This window comes from Nitratireductor lacus (genome assembly GCF_056431025.1).
The window spans coordinates 65,408-89,376 of record NZ_JBWKMB010000003.1; the positions used below are offsets into that span (position 1 = coordinate 65,408).

General features: G+C 63.1%; 20 protein-coding genes. 10 read left to right on the forward strand and 10 right to left on the reverse strand.

Going from position 1 to position 23,969, the window contains the following annotated elements:
• Nucleotides 1-21: 21 nt before the first annotated feature.
• A complete protein-coding gene (locus AC07E3_RS03420) occupies nt 22-477 on the reverse strand; it encodes a cyclic nucleotide-binding domain-containing protein (RefSeq protein ID WP_336069879.1) in 456 nt (151 codons plus the stop codon).
• A 55-nt stretch (nt 478-532) separates the two neighbouring features.
• Nucleotides 533-1,216, reverse strand: a complete 684-nt coding sequence (locus AC07E3_RS03425) for a response regulator transcription factor (RefSeq protein WP_065816950.1) — start codon at nt 1,214-1,216, stop codon at nt 533-535.
• 156 nt (nt 1,217-1,372) lie between these two features.
• Between AC07E3_RS03425 and AC07E3_RS03430 the strand changes: the two genes are divergently transcribed.
• Nucleotides 1,373-1,921 carry a L,D-transpeptidase family protein gene (locus AC07E3_RS03430; protein ID WP_040665095.1) on the forward strand — a complete coding sequence of 183 codons (549 nt, stop codon included), beginning with the start codon at nt 1,373-1,375 and terminating at the stop codon, nt 1,919-1,921.
• A 25-nt stretch (nt 1,922-1,946) separates the two neighbouring features.
• Here the strand turns inward: AC07E3_RS03430 and AC07E3_RS03435 are convergent, their stop codons facing one another.
• Complete coding sequence (locus AC07E3_RS03435) at nt 1,947-2,528, reverse strand: peroxidase-related enzyme (protein WP_336069886.1); 582 nt, start codon at nt 2,526-2,528, stop codon at nt 1,947-1,949.
• 123 nt (nt 2,529-2,651) lie between these two features.
• Here AC07E3_RS03435 and AC07E3_RS03440 point away from each other — a divergent pair, with 123 nt between their 5' ends.
• Nucleotides 2,652-7,436: an NAD-glutamate dehydrogenase gene (locus tag AC07E3_RS03440; RefSeq protein WP_478360302.1), complete on the forward strand. Its 4,785-nt coding sequence runs from the start codon at nt 2,652-2,654 to the stop codon at nt 7,434-7,436.
• 28 nt (nt 7,437-7,464) lie between these two features.
• A complete protein-coding gene (locus tag AC07E3_RS03445) occupies nt 7,465-8,865 on the forward strand; it encodes an MFS transporter (RefSeq protein ID WP_478360401.1) in 1,401 nt (466 codons plus the stop codon).
• An 18-nt stretch (nt 8,866-8,883) separates the two neighbouring features.
• On the opposite strand, the gene purH is transcribed toward AC07E3_RS03445, so the two are convergent.
• A complete protein-coding gene (purH, locus tag AC07E3_RS03450) occupies nt 8,884-10,500 on the reverse strand; it encodes a bifunctional phosphoribosylaminoimidazolecarboxamide formyltransferase/IMP cyclohydrolase (protein WP_478360303.1) in 1,617 nt (538 codons plus the stop codon).
• A 142-nt stretch (nt 10,501-10,642) separates the two neighbouring features.
• On the opposite strand from purH, the gene AC07E3_RS03455 reads away from it, so the two are divergent.
• The 3 genes from AC07E3_RS03455 to AC07E3_RS03465 all read left to right on the forward strand — a co-directional run bounded on the left by AC07E3_RS03455 (nt 10,643) and on the right by AC07E3_RS03465 (nt 12,374).
• Nucleotides 10,643-11,068: a GNAT family N-acetyltransferase gene (locus AC07E3_RS03455; protein ID WP_478360304.1), complete on the forward strand. Its 426-nt coding sequence runs from the start codon at nt 10,643-10,645 to the stop codon at nt 11,066-11,068.
• Between the two features lie 225 nt (nt 11,069-11,293).
• Nucleotides 11,294-11,746 carry an Lrp/AsnC family transcriptional regulator gene (locus tag AC07E3_RS03460; protein ID WP_007008348.1) on the forward strand — a complete coding sequence of 151 codons (453 nt, stop codon included), beginning with the start codon at nt 11,294-11,296 and terminating at the stop codon, nt 11,744-11,746.
• A 4-nt stretch (nt 11,747-11,750) separates the two neighbouring features.
• On the forward strand, nt 11,751-12,374 hold the full coding sequence (locus AC07E3_RS03465) for a LysE family translocator (protein ID WP_065816955.1): 624 nt from the start codon (nt 11,751-11,753) through the stop codon (nt 12,372-12,374).
• Here AC07E3_RS03465 and AC07E3_RS03470 read toward each other — a convergent pair.
• Nucleotides 12,365-13,378 (reverse strand): AraC family transcriptional regulator, encoded by a 1,014-nt coding sequence (locus tag AC07E3_RS03470; protein ID WP_478360305.1) that lies wholly within the window; start codon nt 13,376-13,378, stop codon nt 12,365-12,367. The two genes, AC07E3_RS03465 and AC07E3_RS03470, sit on opposite strands and share 10 nt — an antisense overlap.
• A 156-nt stretch (nt 13,379-13,534) precedes the next feature.
• Here AC07E3_RS03470 and AC07E3_RS03475 point away from each other — a divergent pair, with 156 nt between their 5' ends.
• Complete coding sequence (locus tag AC07E3_RS03475) at nt 13,535-14,563, forward strand: alpha/beta hydrolase family protein (protein ID WP_478360306.1); 1,029 nt, start codon at nt 13,535-13,537, stop codon at nt 14,561-14,563.
• Between the two features lie 201 nt (nt 14,564-14,764).
• On the opposite strand, the gene AC07E3_RS03480 is transcribed toward AC07E3_RS03475, so the two are convergent.
• The 3 genes from AC07E3_RS03480 to htpX form a co-directional block, all read right to left on the reverse strand.
• Nucleotides 14,765-16,486 carry a heparinase II/III family protein gene (locus tag AC07E3_RS03480; protein WP_478360307.1) on the reverse strand — a complete coding sequence of 574 codons (1,722 nt, stop codon included), beginning with the start codon at nt 16,484-16,486 and terminating at the stop codon, nt 14,765-14,767.
• A gap of 105 nt (nt 16,487-16,591) precedes the next feature.
• The gene (locus AC07E3_RS03485) at nt 16,592-17,953 is read right to left on the reverse strand and encodes an RsmB/NOP family class I SAM-dependent RNA methyltransferase (protein WP_478360308.1); all 1,362 of its coding nucleotides are present in this window, start codon (nt 17,951-17,953) and stop codon (nt 16,592-16,594) included.
• Complete coding sequence (htpX, locus tag AC07E3_RS03490) at nt 17,950-18,948, reverse strand: zinc metalloprotease HtpX (protein ID WP_336069912.1); 999 nt, start codon at nt 18,946-18,948, stop codon at nt 17,950-17,952. The genes AC07E3_RS03485 and htpX overlap by 4 nt, the downstream gene beginning before the upstream one ends.
• Before the next feature lie 122 nt (nt 18,949-19,070).
• On the opposite strand from htpX, the gene AC07E3_RS03495 reads away from it, so the two are divergent.
• Both AC07E3_RS03495 and AC07E3_RS03500 read left to right on the forward strand, forming a co-directional pair.
• On the forward strand, nt 19,071-19,277 hold the full coding sequence (locus AC07E3_RS03495; RefSeq protein ID WP_336069915.1) for a DUF1674 domain-containing protein: 207 nt from the start codon (nt 19,071-19,073) through the stop codon (nt 19,275-19,277).
• Nucleotides 19,278-19,318: 41 nt separating this feature from the next.
• The gene (locus AC07E3_RS03500) at nt 19,319-19,774 is read left to right on the forward strand and encodes a thermonuclease family protein (protein ID WP_336069917.1); all 456 of its coding nucleotides are present in this window, start codon (nt 19,319-19,321) and stop codon (nt 19,772-19,774) included.
• A gap of 562 nt (nt 19,775-20,336) precedes the next feature.
• On the opposite strand, the gene acs is transcribed toward AC07E3_RS03500, so the two are convergent.
• A complete protein-coding gene (acs, locus tag AC07E3_RS03505) occupies nt 20,337-22,292 on the reverse strand; it encodes an acetate--CoA ligase (protein ID WP_478360309.1) in 1,956 nt (651 codons plus the stop codon).
• A gap of 295 nt (nt 22,293-22,587) precedes the next feature.
• Between acs and AC07E3_RS03510 the strand changes: the two genes are divergently transcribed.
• Nucleotides 22,588-22,860: an usg protein gene (locus tag AC07E3_RS03510; RefSeq protein WP_007010905.1), complete on the forward strand. Its 273-nt coding sequence runs from the start codon at nt 22,588-22,590 to the stop codon at nt 22,858-22,860.
• 71 nt (nt 22,861-22,931) lie between these two features.
• Here AC07E3_RS03510 and AC07E3_RS03515 read toward each other — a convergent pair whose 3' ends face one another.
• Complete coding sequence (locus AC07E3_RS03515; protein WP_478360310.1) at nt 22,932-23,966, reverse strand: aldo/keto reductase; 1,035 nt, start codon at nt 23,964-23,966, stop codon at nt 22,932-22,934.
• Nucleotides 23,967-23,969: the final 3 nt, after the last annotated feature.

Sequence of the window (23,969 nt, forward strand, 5' to 3'; positions counted from 1 at the left end):
GTGTGTTTCTACGAAAAAAAATCAGTCGGCGAATCGCGCCGCGATTCGCTCCATTCGGGCGATCATGAGTTGCAGGTTTTCGGCAATTCTCTCATGCAGACGGATTGCCGTTTCGGGAAACTCTTCAAGGATCCGGTGAAAGCTTGAGCGACTGATCCTGACCAGCCGGGTTTCACTTTCGGCCATCGCGTTTGTCATGCGGCGGCCTTCGGTTATGAGCGCGAATTCGCCCATCATGTCGCCGGGGCCGAGCCTTTCGACAATCTGGCGCTCGCCGTCCCGTTCCGTAAACAGCACAACGCTTCCGGAGGCGACGATAAAGGCGCAGTCGGCCGGCGCACCCTCGGCATAGATGTCCCGCCCGGCGGAAAGCGTCATGCTTTCGGCGCCGAAGGCCATGAGGCGCAACTGTTCGCGCGTGAACCCGTCAAACAGACCCACGCCGGACAGAATGCGAATGTCATCGTCCAGCGCCATTGAAGTCGTCCCCGACCCGTTCCCGGTGATCCCCGAGCGCCTTCATGGCGCTGTCTCACGGAACGAGCTTATAACCACCGCTTTCTGTCACAAGAATTTCAGCTTTGGAAGGATCGCGCTCGATCTTTTGCCGCAGGCGATAGACATGGGTCTCGAGCGTGTGGGTGGTGACGCCTGAATTGTATCCCCAGACTTCTTCCAGCAGGATGTCGCGGGTCACCACTTTCTGTTCTGCGCGGTAGAGATATTTGATGATCGCGGCTTCCTTCTCCGTCAGGCGGATCTTGCCGCCGCGCTCATCGATGAGGAGTTTCTGCGAGGGCTTGAACGTGTAGGGGCCAACGGCAAAGGTGGCATCCTCGCTCTGCTCGTGCTGGCGAAGCTGCGCGCGGATGCGGGCGAGAAGCACGGCGAATCGGAATGGCTTGGTCACATAGTCGTTGGCGCCGGCCTCAAGGCCAAGGATCGTGTCCGAATCGGTATCCTGCGCGGTCAGCATGATGATCGGCGCGCGATAGCCGCCCTTGCGCAGAAGCTTGACCGCCTCACGTCCATCCATGTCCGGCAGGCCCACATCCATGATGAGCAGGTCGACAATCGCGTTGCGCGCAGACTGGATGCCCTTCGTCGCCGTTTCTTCCTGAAGAATGTCGAATTCCTCATAGAGCGACAATTGCTCGACGAGCGTCGTCCTCAGGTCTTCGTCATCATCGACGATTAGGATGGTGCGTGACGTCATGGTTAAATCCACTATCCAGGAAAAAGACTGCCGATTCAAATGGAATTGCAGTGTTGACCGTTCCAGCTTTATGCGGAACCTAACAGTGCGAAAACACCATGGCGAACATTTGTTCCAATCAATTTAACGTAAGCTGACAGGCAGGTTTCCCTCAATATGAAGTGTAAAGCCGGCAAATCGATTGGTCTGATCGAGGTGCGCCGCAGGCCGGGAAGGCCGACCCAGGGGCTCTTGAGCGTAGGGCCGCTCGTCTTCCCCTGTGCCCTCGGGCGAACAGGCACGACGATGCTGAAGCGCGAAGGCGATGGCGCCACACCGGTTGGCGATCTGCTGCTGCTCTATGGCTATTTTCGGGGAGACAGGGCGCCTGCCGGCCCGCCTTTAAGCCGGTTCCCGCTCACTCGGATCGACGCGCGCGACGGATGGTGTGATGCTTCGGGCGACCGCAACTACAATCGCCCGGTCAGGCTGCCCTATCCGGCCAGCCATGAGCGCATGGCGCGTGAGGACCGCCTCTACGATGTCTGCATGGTGTCCGACTGGAACATGCGGCCGGCGATCCGCAATCGCGGCAGCGCGATCTTCTTTCACATTGCCAAACCCGGATTTCCGCCCACCGAGGGCTGCATAGCCGTCTCGCCGCTCGCCATGGCGCGCATACTGCCGCTCATCGGGCCTCATACGCGAATCAGGATCTATCGATGATCCGGCAGCGGCGGTCCTCCGCGGTTCAGTCGGAGGCCGGTTCCCGCGCCATGCCGTGATACTCTTCGTTCGGGTGCATATCGACCGCTGCCGCCATGCGGTTGGACATGTTGAAGAAGCTCGCCACGGCGGCGATGTCCCAGATGTCGTGTTCGGAAAACCCGGCCTCACGCAGCGCCCTGCGGTCCGACTCCTCGATCTTCGCGGGGGTCTCGGTGAGTTTAACGGCGAAATCGAGCATGGCCTTTTGTCGCGGCTCCAGCTTCGCGGCCCGGTAGTTCATAACCATGAGCTCGCCCAGCACCGGGTCGCCGGAGAGCTGGCGCACGGCTGCGCCATGGGCGGTGAGGCAGTAGAAGCAGTGGTTGATGCTTGAGACCGCGACGGCAATCATTTCGCGTTCGAGCTTCGACAGACCCGAATCACTCAGCATCAGGTCGTTGTACATCTGCGTAAAGGCCCTGAGCTTGTTCTCGTCAAACGCGTAGGCGCGCAGGACATTGGGCACGAGGCCAAGCTTCTCCTCGCATTTGTCGAAATAGGCCCGGGTTTCGTCGCTCAGCGCTTCGAGTGGGGGAAAATGCAGGGCAGTGACCGGTTTCGTCATGATGCAGACACCCTTTCGATAGGAATAGGTTGTATTCAGCCTGCACGGTGGAATGACGGGTCGTCAAACCGCTTTTGTCTGAATACGATGGGCCAGTTTGGTCAACCAACAGGGATTTTCGGCATGGTAGCCAAAGCAAAGACCTCCAAGACCGCGAAAAAGGGCGGACCGATGGGCAAGGTCCTGCATGAGATCATCAGCGCGCGGACACCGGCGGAGGATCTGCGCCCCTATGACGAGGCAGCGCTGCTGCGTGCCGCCGAGGATGCGGTCACGGCGATCAAGGTCCACAAGCCCGGCACCAGCGTGGTGCGGGTGGACAATGCTTCGGGGATCGAGCGTTTGGGTCGTGCGGTCAGCCTTTTGACCGTCGTGAACGACAACATGCCGTTCCTGTTCGATTCGGTTCTGGGTGAACTCAGCGATTTCGGTGTCGAGGCGACGCTGGTTGTGCATCCGGTTCTGGTCGTCAAACACGGCAAGAAAGGCGTGGATGCGATCATCGGCGATGCCGCGAGCACCAAGGTCGGCCCGGATGAGGACAAGATCAGCCTGATCCACGTGCATCTGCCGAAGCTTTCCGACGAGCAGAGCGCGGATCTGGAGACGCGCCTCAACGCGACCCTGAAGCAGGTGCGCGCGGCCGTTGTTGACTGGAAGCCGATGCTTGCCAGGCTCGACCAGGAGATAACCGAGCTGCGTTATGCGCCGGTGCCGCTCGAAAAGGATGCCGTGGCGGAGGCCATCGCGTTTCTGGAATGGCTACGTGACGACAATTTCACGTTCCTCGGCATGCGTGAATTCCGCTATTCGGGCGGCGAGGAAAGCGGCACGCTGGAGCGTGCCAACAAGAAGGGCCTCGGCATCCTGGCCGATCCCGACGTTCTTGTCCTGCGCCGTGGCAAGGAAGCGGTCTCAACGACGCCGGAAATCCGTGCCTTCCTCCATGGTCCCGATCCCTTCATCGTGACCAAGGCGAATGCCAAGTCGGTTGTCCATCGCCGTGCCTATCTCGACTATATCGGGATCAAGACCTTTGACGATAAGGGCAAGCTCACTGGCGAACTGCGTATCGTCGGCCTGTTCACCTCCACCGCCTACACCCGTTCGGTGATGAAGATCCCGTATCTGCGCTCCAAGGCCGAGGCGGTGATCACGAAGTCCGGTTTTGCGCCCACCGACCATTCGGGCAAGGCGCTCATCAATGTGCTGGAATCCTATCCGCGCGACGAGCTTTTCCAGATCGGCCTGCCGATCCTACGCAAACATGCCGAGGCCATACTGGCGCTGGGAGAGCGGCCCCGTGTCCGGGCGCTCTACCGTATCGACCAGTTCGACCGTTTCGTCTCCGTGATCGTCTTCGTGCCGCGCGACCGTTACGATTCGCAGGTCCGCATCGAGATCGGAAACTACCTCAAGACCGTCTTCAAGGGGCGCGTTTCGGCCTACTACCCGGCCTTCCCCGAAGGGACGCTGGCGCGTGTTCATTTCATCATCGGCCGTTCCGGCGGCAAGACGCCGCGCATCGATACGGAGACGCTGGAAGCCGGTATTCTCAAGATCGTGCGGACCTGGGACGATGCGTTGCAGGAAGCGCTTGAAGAGACCGGCGCAGACCGCAGGTTTGCGGGCGTGGCAGCGGCCTTTCCCGAGAGCTACCGCAACGGTTTCTCCGCCGAAACGGCGTTGATCGATGCCGAGCGTATGGCGAAGCTGTCTGCCGACAACCCGATCGCCATCGATTTTCACCGCCATGAAGACCAGAACGAAACGCAGGCGGCGCTGAAAATCTATCATCACGGCACGCCGGTCCCGCTCACCGAGCGTGTGCCGCTTCTGGAAAACATGGGCTTCCGCGTGATCAGCGAGCGCACTTTCGAGATCGGCGATGCCGACGATGAAGAGAGCGCACAGATATTCATCCACGACATGGAGCTGGAAAACGCATTCGACGGACCGATCGACCTGTCGGACAGGGGCGCGCTGTTCGAAGAGCTGTTCCTTTCGGTCTGGCGCAGGGAGCACGACGATGACCGGCTCAATGCGCTTGCACAGACGGCGCGTCTGCGCGTCGACGAGATTGCGATTCTGCGGGCCTATAGCCGCTTCCTGCATCAGGCCAGCATTCCCCAGAGCCAGGACTTCATCGCGGCAACGATGAACCGCTATCCGCATATCGCGCGCAAGCTGTTCGAGCTCTTCGTGCTGCGCTTCGATCCCAAGCGGGCGGAACAGGCAAAGGCGCGCGAAGAGGCGGCGGCGCTGACGGCGGCCATCGAGACAGACCTCGATGCGGTGCCCAATCTCGACGATGACACGATCATCCGGCGTTTCCTCAATCTGATCGAGGCGACGCTGCGGACCAACCATTACCGGCCGAAAGCGGATGAGACCGTTCGCTCGCTGGCGCTGAAATTCGATTCACGCGCTATCACCGGCCTGCCGCAGCCGCGCCCATGGCGTGAGATTTTTGTCTACGGGCCGGAGGTGGAGGGTGTTCACCTTCGCTTTGGGCCGGTGGCACGCGGCGGCCTGCGCTGGTCTGACCGGGCGCAGGACTACCGCACCGAGGTGCTGGGCCTTGTGAAGGCGCAGCAGGTCAAGAATGCGGTGATCGTGCCGGTGGGTGCCAAGGGCGGTTTCTACCCGCGCCTCCTGCCGGAGAATGGCAGCCGGCAGGAGGTGTTCGAGGCAGGCCGCGCGGCCTATATCAACTTCATCTCCAGTCTTTTGTCGCTGACCGACAATCTGGATGGGGACAAGGTCATTCCGCCAGAAGGCGTGGTGCGCCACGATGGCAACGATCCGTATTTCGTAGTGGCGGCCGACAAGGGCACGGCGACCTTCTCCGACACGGCCAACGCGATCAGCCAGGCGCATGATTTCTGGCTCGACGACGCCTTCGCCTCCGGCGGCTCGGCGGGCTATGACCACAAGAAGATGGGCATCACCGCACGCGGTGCCTGGGAGGCGGTGAAGCGGCATTTCCGCGAGATGAACCGCGATATTCAGACGGAACCGTTCACCGCCGTGGGCGTGGGCGACATGTCGGGCGATGTGTTCGGCAACGGCATGCTGCTTTCTACCTGCACGAAGGTGGTGGCCGCTTTCGACCACCGCGACATCTTCATCGACCCCGATCCGGATCCGGCTGTCTCTTATGCAGAGCGCAAGCGTCTTTTCGACATGGGGCGCTCGAGCTGGCAGGACTACGATACGAGCAAGCTCTCCAAGGGCGGCATCATCGTTTCGCGCGCGCAGAAGTCCATCACGCTCAGCAAGGCGGCAGCCGAGGCCATCGGGCTTGGCAAGACCACGGCCTCGCCAACCGAGATCATGATGGCGATCCTGCGAGCACCGGTCGATCTCCTCTGGTTCGGCGGCATCGGCACCTATGTGCGCTCCCACACCGAAAGCAATCAGGAGGTGGGCGACCGGGCCAATGATGCGATCCGCGTGACCGCGCGGGAGGTGGGTGCCAAGGTGATTGGCGAGGGCGCCAATCTTGGCATGACGCAGCTTGCGCGCATCGAGTTCGGCCTGAATGGCGGGCGCTGCAACTCCGACGCCATCGACAACTCGGCCGGCGTGAACTCCTCCGACGTGGAGGTGAATATCAAGATCGCGCTGGCGGCGGCGATGCGCTCGGGCGCGCTGGAACGACCGGCGCGCGACAAGCTTCTGGCCGAGATGACGGATGAAGTCGCCGGGCTGGTTCTTGCCAACAACTACCAGCAGACGCTGGCCATCTCGCAGGTTCAGAAGCGTGGTATGCCGGAAATGCCGCATCAGGCGCGCATGATGACCCTGCTCGAACAGCGCGGGCTGCTCGACCGGGCGGTCGAGTTCCTGCCCGGGCCGCAGGAACTGGCGGATCGGGAAAGCCGGGGCGAGCCGCTGACGCGTGCGGAAGTGGGCGTGCTGCTTGCCTATGCGAAGATCGTGCTCTTCGACGAGATCGTCGCCAGCAAGGTGCCGGACGCCCCCCATCTGGAGGAAGACCTTTTCGCCTATTTCCCGAGCCGCATGGCGAAGAAGTACGAGAAAGAAATCCGTTCGCACCGGCTGAAGCGCGAGATCATTGCCACGGAACTGGCCAATGACGTGATCAACCGCGGCGGGCCGAGCTTCGTCACGCGGCTGCAGGATCTGACAGGCCGACCGGCAGCCGACATCGTTGCCGCCTTTGCCGTGGTGCGTGAGGGATTTGAACTGCGCAGGATCTACAAGGCCATCGATGCGCTGGACAACAGAATCGACGGCATGGCGCAGCTCGATCTCTATCAGATCGTCTGGCGGCTGATCTATTCGGCGACGTCCTGGCAGCTCAAGAACGATGGCGAAAAGGAAACGGTCGGCGCGCGGATCGACCGGCTGCAGGCGGCGCGCAAGGCGCTGGAAGGCAAGCTCATGCCGATGCTGCCGGCCTTCATGCGCGAGCGTCTGGAGAGCCGGCGGGGGCAGCTCGTGGCGCTTGGGGCGCCGGAGGATCTGGCGAAGAAGCTCGCCTTCCTTTCCGTTGCGGAGATGGTGCCGGATATCGAGCTTGTGGCGGAGAAAGCGGGTGCGCCTCTGGAAAAGGCCGCGAAAGCCTTCTTCGGTGTTACCGACGCGTTCCGCATCGGGCGCATCGAGGACGCGGCGCACACGATCGTGCCTTCGGACTATTATGACGGGCTGGCGCTGTTCCGCGCGACCGACATGATCAGCGCGGCGCGACGCGGCATGACAATCGCCGCCCTTACCGAATACGGCAAGGAGGACGATCCGGCCGAAAGGTGGGTCGAGGCCGGCGGCGAACACGTGGTGCGGGTCCGCGACAGGCTGCAGTCTCTCGTGGAGGGCGGTGAGATCAGCGTTTCGCGCCTCACCGTTGCGTCCGGTCTGATGAGCGATCTGAGTGTCTGATCTCGCCGGGGCGCCGGAAGACGCCGGGATGAACATGCCACCGGCGGAGCACGGAACCGTGCCCCGCCGCGGCATCTGGGGCTGGATGTTCTTCGACTGGGCACAGCAGCCCTTTCACACGCTTATCATCACCTTTGTCTTCGCGCCCTATTTCGCCTCTGCCGTCGCGCCCGATGCGGCGCGGGGGCAGGAATTGTGGGGGTTCGCCACGGGCATTGGCGGGCTTGCCATCGCGCTTTCCTCGCCGGTTCTTGGCGCGATTGCCGATGCGACGGGGCCGCGCAAGCCGTGGATCTTCGTGTTCTCGGTGATTGGCGTTCTGGCCTGCACATCGCTGTGGTTCGCCACACCGGGCGGCGGGCATATGGGGCTCGTTCTGCTTGCCGTGGCGCTCGCCGTGTTTGGCATGGAATTCGCCGCCGTATTCAACAATGCGATGATGCCCGATCTCGTGCCGCGCTCGGAGCTGGGGCGGCTTTCGGGTTCAGCCTGGGGGCTGGGTTATGTCGGCGGGCTCTTATCGCTGGTGCTGGTGCTCGGTTTCATGGCGGCACAGCCCGATACGGGCCGCACGCTTCTGGGGCTGGAGCCGATCTTCGGGCTCGATGCGGCGGCGCGTGAGGGTGACCGGGCGGCGGGGCCATTGACCGGCTTGTGGTATGCGCTTTTCGTGCTGCCGATGTTCCTCTTCACGCCCGATGCGCCGCGCCGCAGGGCAGCGACGGGGGCGATCCGCGAAGGGATGGCGCGTCTCGGCGCCACGCTGAAGCGGCTGCCGGGCGAGCGCAGCTATTTCAGTTTTTTGCTCTCGTCCATGTTCTACCGCGATGCGCTCAACGCGCTCTATGCCTTTGGCGGTATCTATGCGGCGGGCGTGCTTTCCTGGTCGATCACGCAGATCGGGCTGTTCGGGATTCTGGCCAATGTCACCGGCGCACTCGGCGCATGGCTCGGCGGGCGCATGGACGGGCGCTTCGGGCCGAAGCTGGTGGTGAGCGTGTCCATCCTGGTGCTCACGCTGTGCGCGCTGCTGGTGATTTCCACCACGCGTGAGGAGCTTCTTTTCATGCAGATCAGCGGGGCTGGGGCAAGCAGCCTGCCGGACATTGCCTTCTTCGTGGCGGGGGCCTTCATCGGGGCTGCCGGCGGGTCGATACAGGCGGCGTCGCGCACGCTGCTGGTGGATCAGGTATCGCGCGAACGGGTGACGGAAGCCTTCGGGCTCTACGCGCTTTCCGGCAAGGCTACGACCTTTATCGGGCCGTTCGCCATCGCAATCGCCACCGGGTATTTCGCCTCGGAAGCCTTTGGTTTCTCGGTCGAGGACGCGCAGCGGCTTGGCGTGACGCCGATCCTGGTGCTGTTTCTCATCGGGCTGGTGCTTCTGCCCTTCGTGAAGAGCCGGCATCAGGAGGCGAGCGCCTCCTGATCCTTTGCACAGCCTGCGTCAGTGACGGAAGTGGCGCATACCGGTCATGACCATGGCGATGCCATGCTCGTCGGCGGCGGCGATGACCTCGTCGTCGCGCATGGAGCCGCCCGGCTGGATGACGGCGGTGGCACCGGCTTCCACGGCGGAGAGAAGGCCGTCGGCGAAGGGGAAGAAGGCGTCGGAGGCGACGACCGAGCCCTTGGTCAACGGCTCGGCATTGCCGGAAGCTTCGGCTGCGTCTTCCGCCTTGCGTGCGGCGATGCGGGCGGAATCGACACGGCTCATCTGGCCGGCCCCCACGCCCACCGTCGCGCCATCGCGCACATAGACGATGGCGTTCGATTTCACGTGTTTGGCGACGCGGAAGGCGAAGACGAGATCGGCCATTTCCTTCTCGCTCGGCGCGCGCTTGGTCACGACCTTCAGGTCTAGATCGTCGACCACGCCATTGTCGCGCGACTGGACCAGCAGGCCGCCGGCAACGGTCTTGACGGCAAGGCCGGGTGCGCGCGGGTCGGCAAGGCCGCCGGTGACGAGCAGGCGCAGGTTCTTCTTGGCGGCGACGATGGCGCGGGCCTCTTCGGTCGCGTCGGGCGCGATGATGACCTCGGTGAATATCTTGACGATCTCGGTGGCCGCTTCCGCGTCGAGCGGGCGGTTGAGCGCCACGATGCCGCCGAACGCGGAGACGGGGTCGCAGGCGAGCGCCTTCTCATAGGCTTCGCGCAGCGTCGCGCCCTCGGCCACGCCACACGGATTGGCGTGCTTGATGATGGCGACGGCGGCGGAACGCTCGGGCGAGAACTCGGAGACGAGTTCGAAGGCGGCGTCCGTGTCGTTGATGTTGTTGTAGGAAAGCTGCTTGCCCTGAAGCTGGGTCGCGGTGGCGACGCCGGGGCGGCTTTCGCCGGTGACGTAGAAACCTGCCTTCTGGTGCGGGTTCTCGCCGTAGCGCATCACTTCCTTGAGCCTGCCGCCGACGGCGCGGAAATCCGGTGCGTCGACCGCGAGCGTTTCAGCGAACCAGCCGGAGATGGCCGCGTCGTAGGCTGCGGTGCGGGCAAAGGCCTTGGCGGCCAGCTCCTGACGCAGGCTGTAGGGCAGCGCACCATCGTTTTCGGCAAGCGCCTCGAGGATGCGGGCATAGTCGGCCGGCTCCGTGACCACGGCCACATAGGCGTGGTTCTTGGCTGCCGCGCGCAGCATGGCCGGACCGCCGATATCGATGTTCTCGACCGTGGTCGCATAATCGCCGCCGCCGAAGCGCACCTCTTCGAACGGGTAGAGATTGATGACCAGAAGGTCGATGGCCGCGATGTCGTGCTCTTTCATCGCGCCCGCATGGTCGGCATCGTCGCGAATGCCGAGCAGGCCGCCATGGACGCCCGGATGCAGCGTCTTCACGCGCCCGTCCATGATCTCGGGGAAGCCGGTCAGCTCCGAAACGTCGCGCACGGGGATACCCTCGCCGGAGAGCGTCTTGGACGTGCCGCCGGTGGAGACGATCTCGACATTGCGGCCTGAGAGCGCGCGGGCGAAATCGACAATGCCGCTCTTGTCGGAGACCGACAGAAGCGCACGGCGGACGGGAACGAGATCGGGTGCGGGAATGTTCTTGGCGGCAACGGACATGCGAGGCGGCTCCGGCTTTGGGAAAGGATGTGGGGGACGTACCGGCAGGCGGGATGCAAATCAAGCTTGGCGGCGGGCTATTGCCGCTTTTGGCGGCGAAACAGGCTTGCATCGGCCGCGCAAAAGGGCATTGGTGCCGGGCATGAGCGAGAAACCAGAAATCCTTTATGCGTGTGAACCGGACCTTGAAGCCGTCGAGTTCGGCCGGGTGCTGCGTGAGTCCGGGCTGGGCGCGATCCGCCCGATCGATGATGAAGCGCGGCTTCGGCGCATGATCGCCGGCGCCGGTCTCATCGTGACGGCGCGCCGCAATGTGGAGGGTAGACCGCTGGTGGGTGTTGCCCGCTCCGTGACCGACTTTTCCTGGTGCGCCTACCTTTCCGATCTCGCCGTCTCCTCGAACGCGCAGGGGCTGGGGATCGGCCAGGGCCTGATTGACGAGACACGTCGCCAGCTTGGCCCTGACGTTGGCCTCATGCTGGCGTCTGTGCCGGAAGCGGTGGGCTTTTACGAACGCATCGGCATGGGACGGATCGACGATGCCTTCTGGTTCCGCCGGGAGCGTTGAGACAGCACCAGTCGAACCGCCGGTGGAGGCAATGGTCTCATATCGCGCATGGCAACTGGCTTACTCGACAAGAGCGGCCGCCTGTGGCAATCAGGGAACCCGGATGTGCTTTAAGAAGTGCCTTGCTAATTTTTGCGGCGTTTCTATATTTTCACCGCATATTTTATTGACTATCTGCCTTTCTTCTGCAAATTGTCCGGTTAATGGATTTGCAGGAAGATTGTCATGGATCAAATCGACCATAAAATCGTGACCCTTTTGGCCGAGGACGCACGCCGTTCGCTCGCCGATATTGGTGGCGTGGTGGGGCTTTCCGCATCCGCGGTCAATGAGCGCATTCGCCGGCTTTCGGCCAGCGGTGTTATCCGGCGGTTCACGGTGGATGCCGACCCGGCGGCGCTGGGCTGCCCGGTGCTCGTCTTCATCTGGGTGTCGCTGGTGCAAAACGTCAATGAAGAGGCATTCCGGGTGTTTGCCGCGGCCCACAAGGCGGTGGAGGAATGCCACCACGTGACGGGGCCGTGGTCCTATCTGATCAAGGCGCGGGTGCCTTCGCTCGCCGATGTGGAAAGCGTGCTGGAAGACATGAAGAAACATGGCTTTCTGGCCCGCAGCGAGTCCGTCGTCGCCCTGTCGACGGTGGAGCCAGGGTCCTTCGCGCCGGTCGAGAAGGGCTGACGATTTGGACGCGCTGCTCTTCGGCAAAAGCCTGCTGCTTGGGCTGGCGGTGGCGGCGCCGCTCGGGCCGATCGGCGCATTGTGCGTGAACAGGACGCTGGAGCACGGGCTGTGGGCCGGTGTTGCCGGCGGTCTGGGCACGGCACTTGCCGATGCCGTCTATGCGGCGCTGGCGGCCATCGGTTTTGCAGCGTTTGCGGCGGCCCTTGCGGTGGTCGACGTGCCGCTCAAGCTTGCCGGCGGTGCGTTTCTGGCGTGGCTCGGATGGAAGAGCTTTTCGCCGGCACCTTTGCGGGCGGCTGCCGAGGCACGGGCAAGCGATCTCTTCGGAACCGCCGCCGCCACGTTCTTCCTGACAATCACCAATCCGATGACCATTCTGGCCTTTGCGGCCATGTTTGCCGGTCTCGGGCTGGCGGACACGCCGCACCCCGCCGATGCGCTGGTCGTGGTGACCGGCGTCTTTCTCGGCTCACTTCTCTGGTGGTTCATTCTGAGCGGCGGCGTGGCGCTGGCGCGCGCACGGTTGCCTGAAAGCCTGTCGCGGTGGGTGTCGCGCATTTCCGGTGTGGTCCTGCTGGCCTTTGCGGCTTTCGCCATCGGTTCGGTTGTGCGCAGCTATCTCTGATTGCCGGCTTCCGGCCGCCATTCGCGCGGCGTTGTTCCGGTGATGCGCCGGAACTCGCGGTTGAAATTGGATTTGGTGTTGAAGCCGCTTGAAAGCATGGCTTCGGTGACATTGGTGCCATCTTCCAGTGCGCGGCAGGCGTGATGAATGCGATGCCGGTTGATGTAGCGCGAAACGTTTTCGCCACTGACCAGATTGATGGCGGAGGAGAGCTGCTTCGCCGGTACATGCAATCGCCGGGCGAGCCGGGCAAGGGTGAGTGCGGGATCGAGATAGAGCGTGTCGGTCTGAAGGAGCGCATCGAGCCGCTGGACGAGATGGGCATCTTCCTCGCTGGGGTGGGGACTTTGCGGCGGGGATTCCGCCTCCGTCTCACCCATGGCATTGGGTGAAATGCTGAGCAATCCGATGGCAAGCAGTGCGGCCGACGAAAAGACGCTGACAATGACTGGCGGCAGCCCGGTCTGGCCGGTCATGATGGCGAGCGCGATGAGCGCGTCGCTGAGCGCCGACAGGATGAGGGCGAGGCCGATGCCACCCCAGATTCGGGCTGGAAGGCGTCCGGCCTCAAGCCGTGCCAGAGGCAGGTCATCGCCGCTGCGGTGCAGCTTCACAAGAATGGCGAGACCATAGAGAACGAAGATTGCCGGCACCACCGTATCGAGCGTACCGGGCGCGGATACGACGCAGAAAGCCGCGAAGGCAGGTGCTGCCAGGTGCATAAGATCGCGTGGCAGTGAGAATGGCCGGAACGAGGCCGTCTGGAAAGCGAGCCAGGTGAGCGGCGGCACGAAAGTGGCGGTGACGGGCTGAAGGGGCAGAAGTGCGCCGATGCCATAATGCTGGCGCAGCGAAACGATCAGGCTTTGCAGCGCGCAGGCGGCAAGCAGTGCCATCAGGAATGGCGCGCGCTCGCCGGAAATGGCGATCCGGATCAGGAACGCACCGAGAACGAGTGCGACGATTGTTGGAATGGGAAGGACCAGCATGAATGGCGTCTGCATGTTTCCTGCAAGAGTCTGGGTTGTGGCATCACCACCAGACGGTGGCAACATCTGCAAAAACACCTGGTTCGAAAACCGGTTCGGCGCGACCTGAAACCGGTTTTAGGACGCGGGCAGAGCGCGGGTTGAGCAGATTGGCGTCATCCAGATGAAAGAATGACGGATATGAAAAAACTGCTTTCTGCTTTTCTCATCGGCATGGGCCTGACGGGCGCAGCCATGGCTGAACCCTATGCCGGCTTTGACCGGTTTACGGTGAAGGCGGATCACCGCCCATCGGTTCTGGCTGCCTCGGTGTGGTATCCGGCAGGTACGGCGACCTATCGCGGACTGGTGGGCGACAATGCCGTTTTTCAGGGCTCTTCGGCCTATGTCGGTGCTGCGGTGGCGGACGGACGTTTCCCGCTCTTCGTGCTCTCGCATGGCTCTGGCGGCAACATGGACGCCATCTCCTGGCTTTCCTCGGCGCTGGCGATGCGCGGCGCGATGGTGCTGGCGGTCAATCATCCAGGCAGCACGTCGGGCGATTCTTCTCCGCGCCGCTCGGTGCGGCTCGATGAGCGGGCGGGCGACCTCAGCGCTGCACTCGACGCGCTGCTCGATGAGCCTGCGTTTGCCGATCACGTGGATCGTTCGCGCATTGCCTCGCTTGGCTTTTCGCTTGGCGGCGCCACGGCGCTGAACCTTGCCGGGCTGCGCTTCGACCCTGATGCGTATGCTGCCTATTGCGCATGGATCGGGGACGAAGGTCAGGACTGCGTGTTCTTCGCCAAGGGAGGCGTCGATCTCGAGGCGCTTCCCGAAGGGTTCGGCGCGGCGCTGCGCGATGATCGCATCGGACAGGCAATCGCCATCGACCCTGGCATGACCTATGCGGCGACGCCGGAAAGCGTCGCCCGGACCGACATGCCGGTGCTGCTCATCAATCTCGGTCGGACCCATCTGTTCAAGGCTGCGGATGTGGGGCCGGACGGGAGCGACCTGGCCGAAAAGCTGCCGTCTGCGGTGCTGAAGACAATTGCGCCTGCGCATCACTTCACCTTCCTTGCTAAGTGCAAGGCGGAAGGGGCAGCGATGCTCGCCGCGGAAAAGGACGACCCGGTTTGTGACGATCCCGAAGGGACCGATCGGGCGGCAGTTCACGAGGCGATTGTCGACGAGATCGCGGCGTTTGCCGGGCTTTGATCTGGCCTGATCATGTGGGGTGATTGAGCAGGCTTTGCAGCATTGACGTGGTGCGTGGTGCGTGGTTCGACAAGCTTACCATGAGGGGCGGGGATGCTGCTTCAAGGTGCTGCGGAATGGGTCGACAATCCGTGGGGCGGGTTTGCCAGCCACCACCACCCTCATGGTGAGCTTGTCGAACCACGCCCAATCTGGGCCGATCTAGCCGTTGCCGTTTATGGCGTGCGTCCTGCGGAGCCGCCATCGGATCTCTGGATGCTCGGAGGCCGTTGTGTAGAGAACGATCTGGCGGCTCCTGCGGGGGCCGCCAAGGCCTGCGAAGAAGATCGATTCCTCAACCACGGGAACGATGCCCTCGACAGTGAAGAGCCAGGTGTCGGTGGCCTCGCCCGCCAGAATGTGGCGGCCTTCGGGGTCGCGGTAGATGTCGATGTCGGGATGGATGTGGAAGCGCACGGCCACCGCATCGTCGCCGACTGCCGTTGAAGGAGATCCGTCGGGCCGGACGATACGGTCGATGCCTTCAAGCACCGCGCCTTCTTCGGAAAGGGAGAGGGCGCGCTCATGTATCAGGCCGAACCGCGAGACATAGCCATTGTGGCTGGCGGTGAAGCGGTGGACGCCCGCGCCATCGTCGCGCAGGCATTCGACCTTGCGGGGTCCGCCGATCAACGGCGTGCCGATCAGGTCGCTCCATTTCGGGGAGAGGCTGAAGCGGGCCTGCGACGTGTCGTTGAGCGTGACGGTGGAGTGCGCCGCCGTGGTGCGCGCAAGCGGTCGGTAGCTGTCGTCGCCGTAATTGTCGATGCCGCTGTTGACCACAAACTGATGGCGGCCGGACGACATTTCGAAAGACAGGCAGCCCGCATGGGCGAAATGAGAAAGGTCGGCCGGTGGTGGCGGCGCCGTGTCGGCAATGACCGTGGTGGCGCCCAGCGCCAGACGCTCATAGCCCGAATGCGGTGCATGCAGAAGCGGTGCGCCGCCGGTATCATCATAGCGCAGGATGGCGGCGACACTGTCGTGCTGGGTGATGCCCATGCCGTTGAAACGGGCGATGGAACCATCGCGGTGACGGAAGAAGCGCAGTGCCGGCAGCATGCGCTCGACGGCGTCGATGAGTGCCTGCGGGGGTTGCTCCGCCTGATTGGTATAGGTCTGCCTGAGCGGCAGAAGGTCGGTCAGAAGTTCCATGATCGCGCGTGGATTGCGCGAGACATGGCCGCCGTCGGCGAGTATCTGCCGGTCAAGTTCCTGGGCAAGATTGCGGCTGGCGGCCTTGACCGCGGTGGCGGGTGCCGGCAGCGACAGGGCGCAGAATGCCAGCGCGATGCGGGCGCGCAGCCGGTCTTCGCCATCAGGCATTTCGCGGGCGTTTGTGCGCAGATAGCGCATCTGCACGGCGAGCATTTTCAGGAACTGGCGATAGAACGGAAGCTCGGCGCCCTGCAGCACGACGGAGGAATGCTGAAGCCATGCGATGAGGCGCCGGGCGGTGGTGCCCGGCTCCCACGGCATGCCGGAGACGCGCCTGCCGTAGAGCGCCATCCATTCTTCCACCAAAGCTCGGGCATTGGCCGAGGCGAGGTCGCTCTGGGCGGCGCGCATGTGGCGCAGCCAGCGAAAACTGTGCAGGGCATCCTGCCATGGGAGGTCGTTGACAGGAGCGCGGAAGGGTGACTGGCCGCGCGTCTCGACAAGCTGGCCCGCAAGCAGGAACTGGCCGTGATAGATGTCGCGCGCGACCTGGGGATCTGCAATGCGTAGGTCCGGCGGGGCGATCAACACGCGTTCAGGCGTGCGCCCGGAATAGCGCCAGCGATAGGACGGGCCCGCGCGCAGGCGTCGCCGCAGGCGCGCCCATGCCTGCCGCGCAACAAGGCCCCACAGCTCGTGGGGGGAGTGTCCCCGTGCTTGATCCAACGACCGACTTTTCTTTCCGTGACCCCAAATCAGGCGAGAGTCTAAATGATTCAAGGATTTGTGCGAAGTTGAAATATATCAGCGCGCACAGATGGCAGGACCAGCTCAGGGCTCGCGTATCAGACGGGCGGCGAAGAAGCCGTCGAGCCCCTGTGCGAGTGGTTCCTCACCAAGCCTGTCGGCAGGCGTCGTGCGCAGGAAACCTTCCGGCGTGACGAAGGTGCTGATGCCCGGCAGCTCGTCCGGCTTTATGGGATCGAGCGAGACCTTTGAGGTTTCGGTTAGAAACGCGTTGAGCATCGCCTCGCCTTCGGCGGGGTCGAGCGAGCAGTTGGAAAAGACGATCCGCCCGCCGGGTCTGACCAGCGTTACCGCATGGTCGAGAAGCGCGCGCTGGAGGGCGGCCAGTTTCTCGATGTCTTCCGGTGTCTTGGTCCACGGCACATCCGGATGCCGCCGCACCGTGCCGGTGGAGGAGCAGGGGGCATCGATGAGGATGGCATCGAACGGGGTTTCTGGCTCGAATTTGCGGATGTCGGATTCGACGATCTGCGCTTCTAGGCGAAGTCGCTTCAGGTTTTCGGCAAGGCGTTTCAGCCGGCTTTTCGAAAGGTCGACTGCGGTGACAGCCGCGCCGGCATGGATGAGCTGTGCGGTCTTGCCACCGGGGGCGGCGCAGAGATCGGCCACGCGCGTGCCGGCGATGTTGCCGAGCAGTTTCGCGGGCAGGCTGGCGGCTGCGTCCTGCACCCACCATGCGCCTTCCTCGAAGCCCGGGAGCGTGTCGACGCCGGCCTCAAGCTTTGCGATGCGTACCGTTCCGGTGGGCAGGACGATGCCGCCCAGCGCCTCGGCCCAGCGTTGCGGGTCTTGCCTGACGGTGAAGTCCACCGGCGGTTCCAGCCGGTGCATGGCGAGGATGGCGGCGGTCTTTTCCACGCCATAGGCCGCTTCCAGCCGCGCGGCAAACCACTTGGGCGCTTCACGCGTCTGGGCAAGGGCGGCGGGGAGCGCGCGTGCCTTGACGCGGATCAGATTGCGAAGAACGCCGTTGACGAGGCCTGAAAACCGGGCAAGACGCGGGTCGTTTTTTGCCTGGGTGACGGCGAGGTCGACCGCGGCGCTGTCGGGCACGTCGAGGAAGAGGATCTGCGCCGCCGCCACATGCAGCGCGTGCGAGAGGGCGCGGGCGTTGGCGGGCAGGGGACGCTCCAGGCGGCGGGAAAGCAGGGCCTCGATGGTGCTGCGGTGGCGGAGCGCGCTCATCAGGATGGCGCGGACGAGCGAGCGGTCCCGCGCATCGAGCGCGCGGAAATTGGGCTGGCCGTGGGCGGGGTCGGTGAGACCGTCGAGCGAGGCGTGGGCATCCACCACGGCGGCGAGCAGCTTTGTGGCCACGCGGCGGGTTTCAAGACCGGGTTTGTCGAGGGGCTCGGGGGTGGCGCGGCGCGCAGTGGGGCGGCTCACGACCACGGGCCTTTGCGCCCTTTGGCGTCACGGCCCCAGCGGGGCTCGGATTTGGACTCGGATTTGGGTTGGGGCCGGGGTTCGGGCGCTTCGGTCCGCGCTCCCCATGGACCGTGGTTCTCCTCACGGGGCTGCGGCTCAGGCGTCGCGCGCATTTCGCCGGCCAATGCCTGAAGGGCGGCGATGCGGTTGTCCGTATCGGGGTGGGTGGAGAACAGATTGTCCATGCGCTCGCCCGAGAGCGGGTTGATGATGAACATGTGCGCGGTGGCTGGATTGCGCTCGGCATCCTGGTTGACCACCTGCTTTGCCCGCCGGGCGATCTTGTCGAGCGCGGAAGCGAGCCACAGCGGGTTGCCGCAGATCTCCGCGCCCCGCCGGTCGGCCGAATATTCGCGTGTACGGCTGATGGCCATCTGCACCATCATGGCGGCGAGCGGTGCGACGATCATCGCCACAAGAACGCCGATGAAGCCGAGTGGATTGTTGTTGTCGCGGTTACCGCCGAAAAAGAACGCGAAATTGCCGAGCATGGAGATCGCGCCGGCCAGCGTCGCGGTGATGGTCATGGTGAGCGTGTCGCGGTTCTGGACATGGGCAAGCTCGTGCGCCATGACGCCCGCCACTTCCTCATAGCTCAGCCGGTCGAGCAGGCCGGTGGTGGCGGCGACCGCCGCGTTCTGCGGGTTGCGGCCGGTGGCGAAGGCGTTGGGCTGGTCGTTCTGGATGAGATAGACACGCGGCATGGGAAGGCCGGCGCGGGCAGCCAGATCGCGCACGATGCCGAAATATTCCGGCGCGTTACGCTCATCCACCTCGACGGCGTTGTGCATCCGGAGCACCATCTTGTCGGCGTTCCAGTAGCTGAACAGATTCATGCCCGCCGCGATCAGGAATGCGATCATCATGCCGCCGGTGCCCCCGATCAGATAGCCCACGCCCATGAAGAGCGCCGTCATGAGGGCCAAGAGCATCGCGGTGCGTATCAAGTTCATCGTCGTCTCAAGCTCCAGAATGAGGCTGCGCCGGGCATTTTCGAACGCGCGACCAATCGCTTATATGATGGGGAACGCGGTTCGTGTATTCAATATTTCCCCGTTTTCGAGAGGAATTCGCCGTGAAAGACGAGACGGACAGACAGGAAGAGCAGCCGAAGAAGGCGCTGACGCCTGCGGCAAGGCGCGCGCTGGCGGAAGCTGAGGAAAGGCGCAGGGCCTATGCGGCAGAGGCCGCGAAGGCCCCGAAGGAGCTTGGCGGGCGCGGCGGACAGGATCCCGCCCGCTATGGCGACTGGGAAGTGAAGGGCATCGCCACCGACTTCTGATATGGGTTGCGCGAAACGCATTAGAGGAATATATTCCTTATATGCCCGTTCTGCATCCCAAACCGATTGCCACACTTGTGCTTGCCGTTCTGCTGAGCGCACAGCCCGCTGCCGTTGCAGCGCGCAGAGAGATGATCTCGGGTCCGGTCGAAGCGCGTGTCGTTCGCGTGATCGACGGAGATACATTTGTTGCCGAGGCGCATGTCTGGCCGGGGCAGCGCATCACGGTGAGCGTGCGCATTCGCGGCGTCGATGCACCCGAAATGCGAAGCCGCTGCGCTGCTGAAAAAGCGGCAGCACGTAAGGCGCGTGCGGTGCTCGACCGCTTGCTGGCAGAAGGTTCCGTCTGGATCAGCGATATCAGTGGCGGCAAGTATTACGGGCGCGTGCTTGCCGACGTGACGACGGAACCGGGCGGGGATGTTGCATCGCGTCTGCTGGACGCCCGGCTTGTGGCGGCCTATGGCGGCGGGCGGCGGGTTTCGTTCGTGTGTTGATGGTGGCGTGATTTTCTGATGCGTCGGCGCTCGCCCCTCATCCTCACCTTCTCCCCGTGCACGGGGAGAAGGGGGCTTCGAAGTCAGCGCCTTCCCATTGGATAGCCCTGTGTCACCCGGGTGCGCAAAGAACGTGATGCAACGTTGGAATGACCGAAAGCCGAATTTCCGCTTTTGGGTCCGATGCTCGAGAATGGCGTCCTTCTCCCCGCAGGCGGGGAGAAGGTCCCGGCAGGGGGATGAGGGGCCAGCGCCTTCTTTTCAAACATGCGACCCGCGCTCAAAAACAAAAGGCCGTTCCCGAAGGAACGGCCCCGTGTTTTCGAATTCGCACGCGGTCATGGCCGGTCTGCGGTGGCAGACCATCCGCGCTTCATGCGCTTCAACGGGAAGACTGCTCCCCGCGAAGGCAATCCATCGAGACCACGCTTGAACGGAAATCACTCGACATTGGATCACCTCCTTTCGGTTCGTTGACGACACACCCAATGTGGAGGCGATCGCTCATTTCCGCAAGGGGGAGGGCAAAAACGCCGCGCAGGGCACGCGGCGCTTCGGACTGTCAGCCCTTCTTGTTCTGGCGGTTCTCCACCAGATCGTCGACCACGGCCGGATCGGCGAGGGTCGATGTATCGCCAAGCGCGCCGTAATCGTCTTCGGCGATCTTGCGCAGAATGCGCCGCATGATCTTGCCCGAACGCGTCTTGGGCAGGCCGGGGGCGAACTGGATCTTGTCGGGCGAGGCGATCGGACCGATCTCGCTGCGCACATGGGCGACCAGCTCTTTCTTGAGCTCCTCGGACCCTTCCTCACCGGCCATGAGCGTCACGTAGCAGTAGATGCCCTGGCCTTTCACGTCATGCGGGTAGCCGACAACGGCGGCTTCCGACACCTTGTCGTGGCTGACAAGCGCGGATTCCACCTCGGCCGTGCCCATGCGGTGGCCGGAGACGTTGATGACATCATCGACGCGCCCGGTGATCCAGTAATAGCCGTCCTCGTCGCGGCGGCAGCCATCGCCGGTGAAATACTTGCCCTTGTAGGTGGAGAAATAGGTCTGGATGAAGCGCTCATGGTCGCCATAGACTGAGCGCATCTGGCCGGGCCAGGAATCGGTGATGCACAGATTGCCGCTGGTCGCGCCTTCGAGCACCTGCCCCTCGCCATCGACGAGCTGCGGTTGGACGCCGAAGAACGGACGCGTGGCGGAACCCGCCTTGAGGTCGGTTGCCCCCGGAAGCGGCGTGATGAGAATGCCGCCGGTTTCCGTCTGCCACCAGGTGTCGACGATCGGCGACTTCTTGTCGCCGACGACGTTGTAATACCACTCCCAGGCTTCCGGATTGATCGGCTCGCCGACCGAACCCAGAATGCGCAGGGATTTGCGCGAGGCGCGGGTGACGAATTCGTCGCCGGCGCCCATCAGGGCGCGGATCGCGGTGGGGGCGGTGTAGAAAATGTTGACATTGTGCTTGTCGACAACCTGCCAGAAGCGGGAGGCGTCCGGATAGTTGGGCACCCCCTCGAACATCAGGGTGATGGCGCCGTTGGCCAGCGGCCCATAGACGATGTAGCTGTGGCCGGTGACCCAGCCCACATCGGCGGTGCACCAGTAGACGTCGCCCTCGTGATAGTCGAAGACATATTCGTGCGTCATCGAGGCATAGACGAGATAGCCGCCCGTGGTGTGCAGAACGCCCTTCGGCTTGCCGGTCGAGCCCGATGTATAGAGGATGAAGAGTGGGTCCTCCGCCTTCATCTTTTCCGGCTTGCACTCGGGCTTCGCCTTGGCGGTTTCCTCGTGATACCAGAGATCGCGGTCCTCGAACCAGTTGATCTTGCCGGCAGTGCGCTGGACAACCAGAACGTGGCGCACTTTTGCGCCAGCCTTTTCGGCCAGTGCGATGGCCTTGTCGGTGTTTTCCTTGAGCGGAATCTTCTTGCCGCCACGCAGACCCTCATCGGCGGTTATGACGAAATCGGACTGGCAGTCCTCAATGCGGCCGGCAAGCGAATCGGGCGAGAACCCGCCGAACACGACCGAGTGCACCGCGCCGATGCGCGCGCAGGCGAGCATTGCATAGGTGGCTTCCGGGATCATCGGCATGTAGATGGTGACGCGGTCACCCTTCTTGACGCCGCGCGACTTCAGCACGTTGGCGAGCCGGCAGACTTTATCGTAGAGCTCGTTATAGGTGATCTTCCTGTCGTCGTAGGGATTGTCACCTTCCCAGATGATGGCGGTCTGGTTGCCGCGCTTTTTCAAATGGCGGTCGATGCAGTTGTAGGCGACGTTCGTCACGCCGTCCTCGAACCATTTGATCGAAACCTTGCCTTTGAAGGACGTGTTCTTCACCTTGGTGTAAGGCTTGAACCAGTCGATGCGCTTGCCGTGCTTCTTCCAGAATTTTTCCGGATCCCTGACGCTGTCCTTGTACCATTTGAGATACGTCTCATCGTCGATGAGCGCGTTTTTCTTCCACGCGGATTTGACGCGGTGAACGTGCACTTCGGACATTTTTCCTCCTCCGGGTAGGCACTTGCTGGGACTGGAGCTGCGCATCGAGACGCAGGGTCCGCTGGCTCGCGCGCATTATTACCATTCTGCCTGCCGCTACAACATTAGACATTTGGTGGCAGCGGTAGAACCGCACAAAACGCATGGGCCAGAGCGTTAGCACCGATGGATTCCGGCTGCTAACAATTTGTATTTACACGATAAATTTACGCATATGTGACAGCATCAGGCTGGACGAAGAATCGCTTTCGCCGCACAATTTCTCAATCCGGAACCCGATTCGGAAAGGAAGCACATGCAGCAGAAGGGCGAAATGGAGCTGATGCTCCGGGGCTATGGACTGACGACGGCAGAGTTTCTTTATCACATGCCGGATCATCCGACGATCCTGCAGAGTTTTCTATGGCAGCATTACGACACAGCACCGGATTTTCCGGCACTCTACCGGTTTATCGACTTCTGGAACGAGACGCTTGACGGACCGCTTCATTCGGTCACCTACACGCACAGGAAACTGATCTCGCCGAGCGAGTGGCGTAGCGTGGCCGGAGAGCTTGTCCTGCACTGATGCCTGTTGGGGTCAGGCCGCTGCCGGGCGTGGAGCCTCCTCCTCACTCCATGCCCGGCCGCATCGCGGGGTCAGACGGCGGGCGGGCTGAGGCGGGCGAACGCCTCCTGCCGCCGGTAGGGGAAATAGGGATAGGCGGCATCGGTGAGGCTTGCCGCATCCAGCTTCGCGATCTGTTCATCCGACAGCGACCAGCCGATGGCGCCGAGATTCTGGCGTAGCTGCTCCTCGTTGCGGGCACCGACAATGACGGAGGAGACGGTCGGCCGGCGTGTAAGCCAGTTGATTGCTATCTGTGGAACCGTTTTCCCGGTTTCCTCGGCCACGTCCTCCAGCGCATCCACCACGCGATAAAGCTGTTCCTGGTCAACGGGCGGGCCGAAGCTGGCCGTATCGTGCAGGCGGCTGCCCTCGGGGAGGGGAACGCCACGACGGATCTTGCCGGTAAGCCGGCCCCAGCCGAGTGGACTCCAGACCAGCGCGCCGACACCCTGATCGAGGCCGAGCGGCATCAATTCCCATTCGTAATCGCGACCGACCAGCGAATAGTAGACCTGGTGAGCGACATAGCGCTGCCAGCCATGACGCTCAGCGGCCGCCAGCGACTTCATCACCTGCCAGCCGGAAAAATTGGACACGCCGAGATAGCGCAATTTGCCGGCACGCACGAGATCGTCGAGGGTCGACAGAACCTCCTCGACCGGTGTCGCGGCATCGAAGGCATGCAGTTGCAGGAGGTCGATATAGTCGGTTCCAAGGCGTTTCAGGGCCGCGTCGACACTGCGAACGAGACGGGCCCGTGAGGTGCCGGCATCGGACGGACCCTCGCCCATGGGCAGGGCCGTCTTGGTGGAGATCAGCACCGCATCACGCCGGCCCCTGATAGCTTCGCCCAGAACCGTTTCGGAAGCGCCGTCTGAATAGACATCCGCTGTATCGAAGAGATTGAGCCCGGCGTCGAGGCAGATATCGATGAGACGGCGGGCTTCATTCGCGTCAGTGGTGCCCCAAGCCCCGAAAAGGGGGCCAGTGCCGCCGAAGGTCCCCGTGCCGAAGCTCAAGACCGGAACCTTGAGGCCCGATGCGCCGAGATTTCTGTATTCCATGGT

Coding starts and splice junctions, on each gene's coding strand:
- AC07E3_RS03510 (WP_007010905.1), top strand. CDS start 22,588: ATGCAGCAGAAGGGCGAAATGGAGCTGATGCTCCGGGGCTATGGACTG.
- AC07E3_RS03430 (WP_040665095.1), top strand. CDS start 1,373: ATGAAGTGTAAAGCCGGCAAATCGATTGGTCTGATCGAGGTGCGCCGC.
- purH (WP_478360303.1), bottom strand. CDS start 10,500: ATGTCCGTTGCCGCCAAGAACATTCCCGCACCCGATCTCGTTCCCGTC.
- acs (WP_478360309.1), bottom strand. CDS start 22,292: ATGTCCGAAGTGCACGTTCACCGCGTCAAATCCGCGTGGAAGAAAAAC.
- AC07E3_RS03500 (WP_336069917.1), top strand. CDS start 19,319: ATGCCCGTTCTGCATCCCAAACCGATTGCCACACTTGTGCTTGCCGTT.
- AC07E3_RS03440 (WP_478360302.1), top strand. CDS start 2,652: ATGGTAGCCAAAGCAAAGACCTCCAAGACCGCGAAAAAGGGCGGACCG.
- AC07E3_RS03445 (WP_478360401.1), top strand. CDS start 7,465: ATGAACATGCCACCGGCGGAGCACGGAACCGTGCCCCGCCGCGGCATC.
- htpX (WP_336069912.1), bottom strand. CDS start 18,948: ATGAACTTGATACGCACCGCGATGCTCTTGGCCCTCATGACGGCGCTC.
- AC07E3_RS03425 (WP_065816950.1), bottom strand. CDS start 1,216: ATGACGTCACGCACCATCCTAATCGTCGATGATGACGAAGACCTGAGG.
- AC07E3_RS03435 (WP_336069886.1), bottom strand. CDS start 2,528: ATGACGAAACCGGTCACTGCCCTGCATTTTCCCCCACTCGAAGCGCTG.
- AC07E3_RS03515 (WP_478360310.1), bottom strand. CDS start 23,966: ATGGAATACAGAAATCTCGGCGCATCGGGCCTCAAGGTTCCGGTCTTG.
- AC07E3_RS03470 (WP_478360305.1), bottom strand. CDS start 13,378: ATGCAGACGCCATTCATGCTGGTCCTTCCCATTCCAACAATCGTCGCA.
- AC07E3_RS03460 (WP_007008348.1), top strand. CDS start 11,294: ATGGATCAAATCGACCATAAAATCGTGACCCTTTTGGCCGAGGACGCA.
- AC07E3_RS03475 (WP_478360306.1), top strand. CDS start 13,535: ATGACGGATATGAAAAAACTGCTTTCTGCTTTTCTCATCGGCATGGGC.
- AC07E3_RS03455 (WP_478360304.1), top strand. CDS start 10,643: ATGAGCGAGAAACCAGAAATCCTTTATGCGTGTGAACCGGACCTTGAA.
- AC07E3_RS03420 (WP_336069879.1), bottom strand. CDS start 477: ATGGCGCTGGACGATGACATTCGCATTCTGTCCGGCGTGGGTCTGTTT.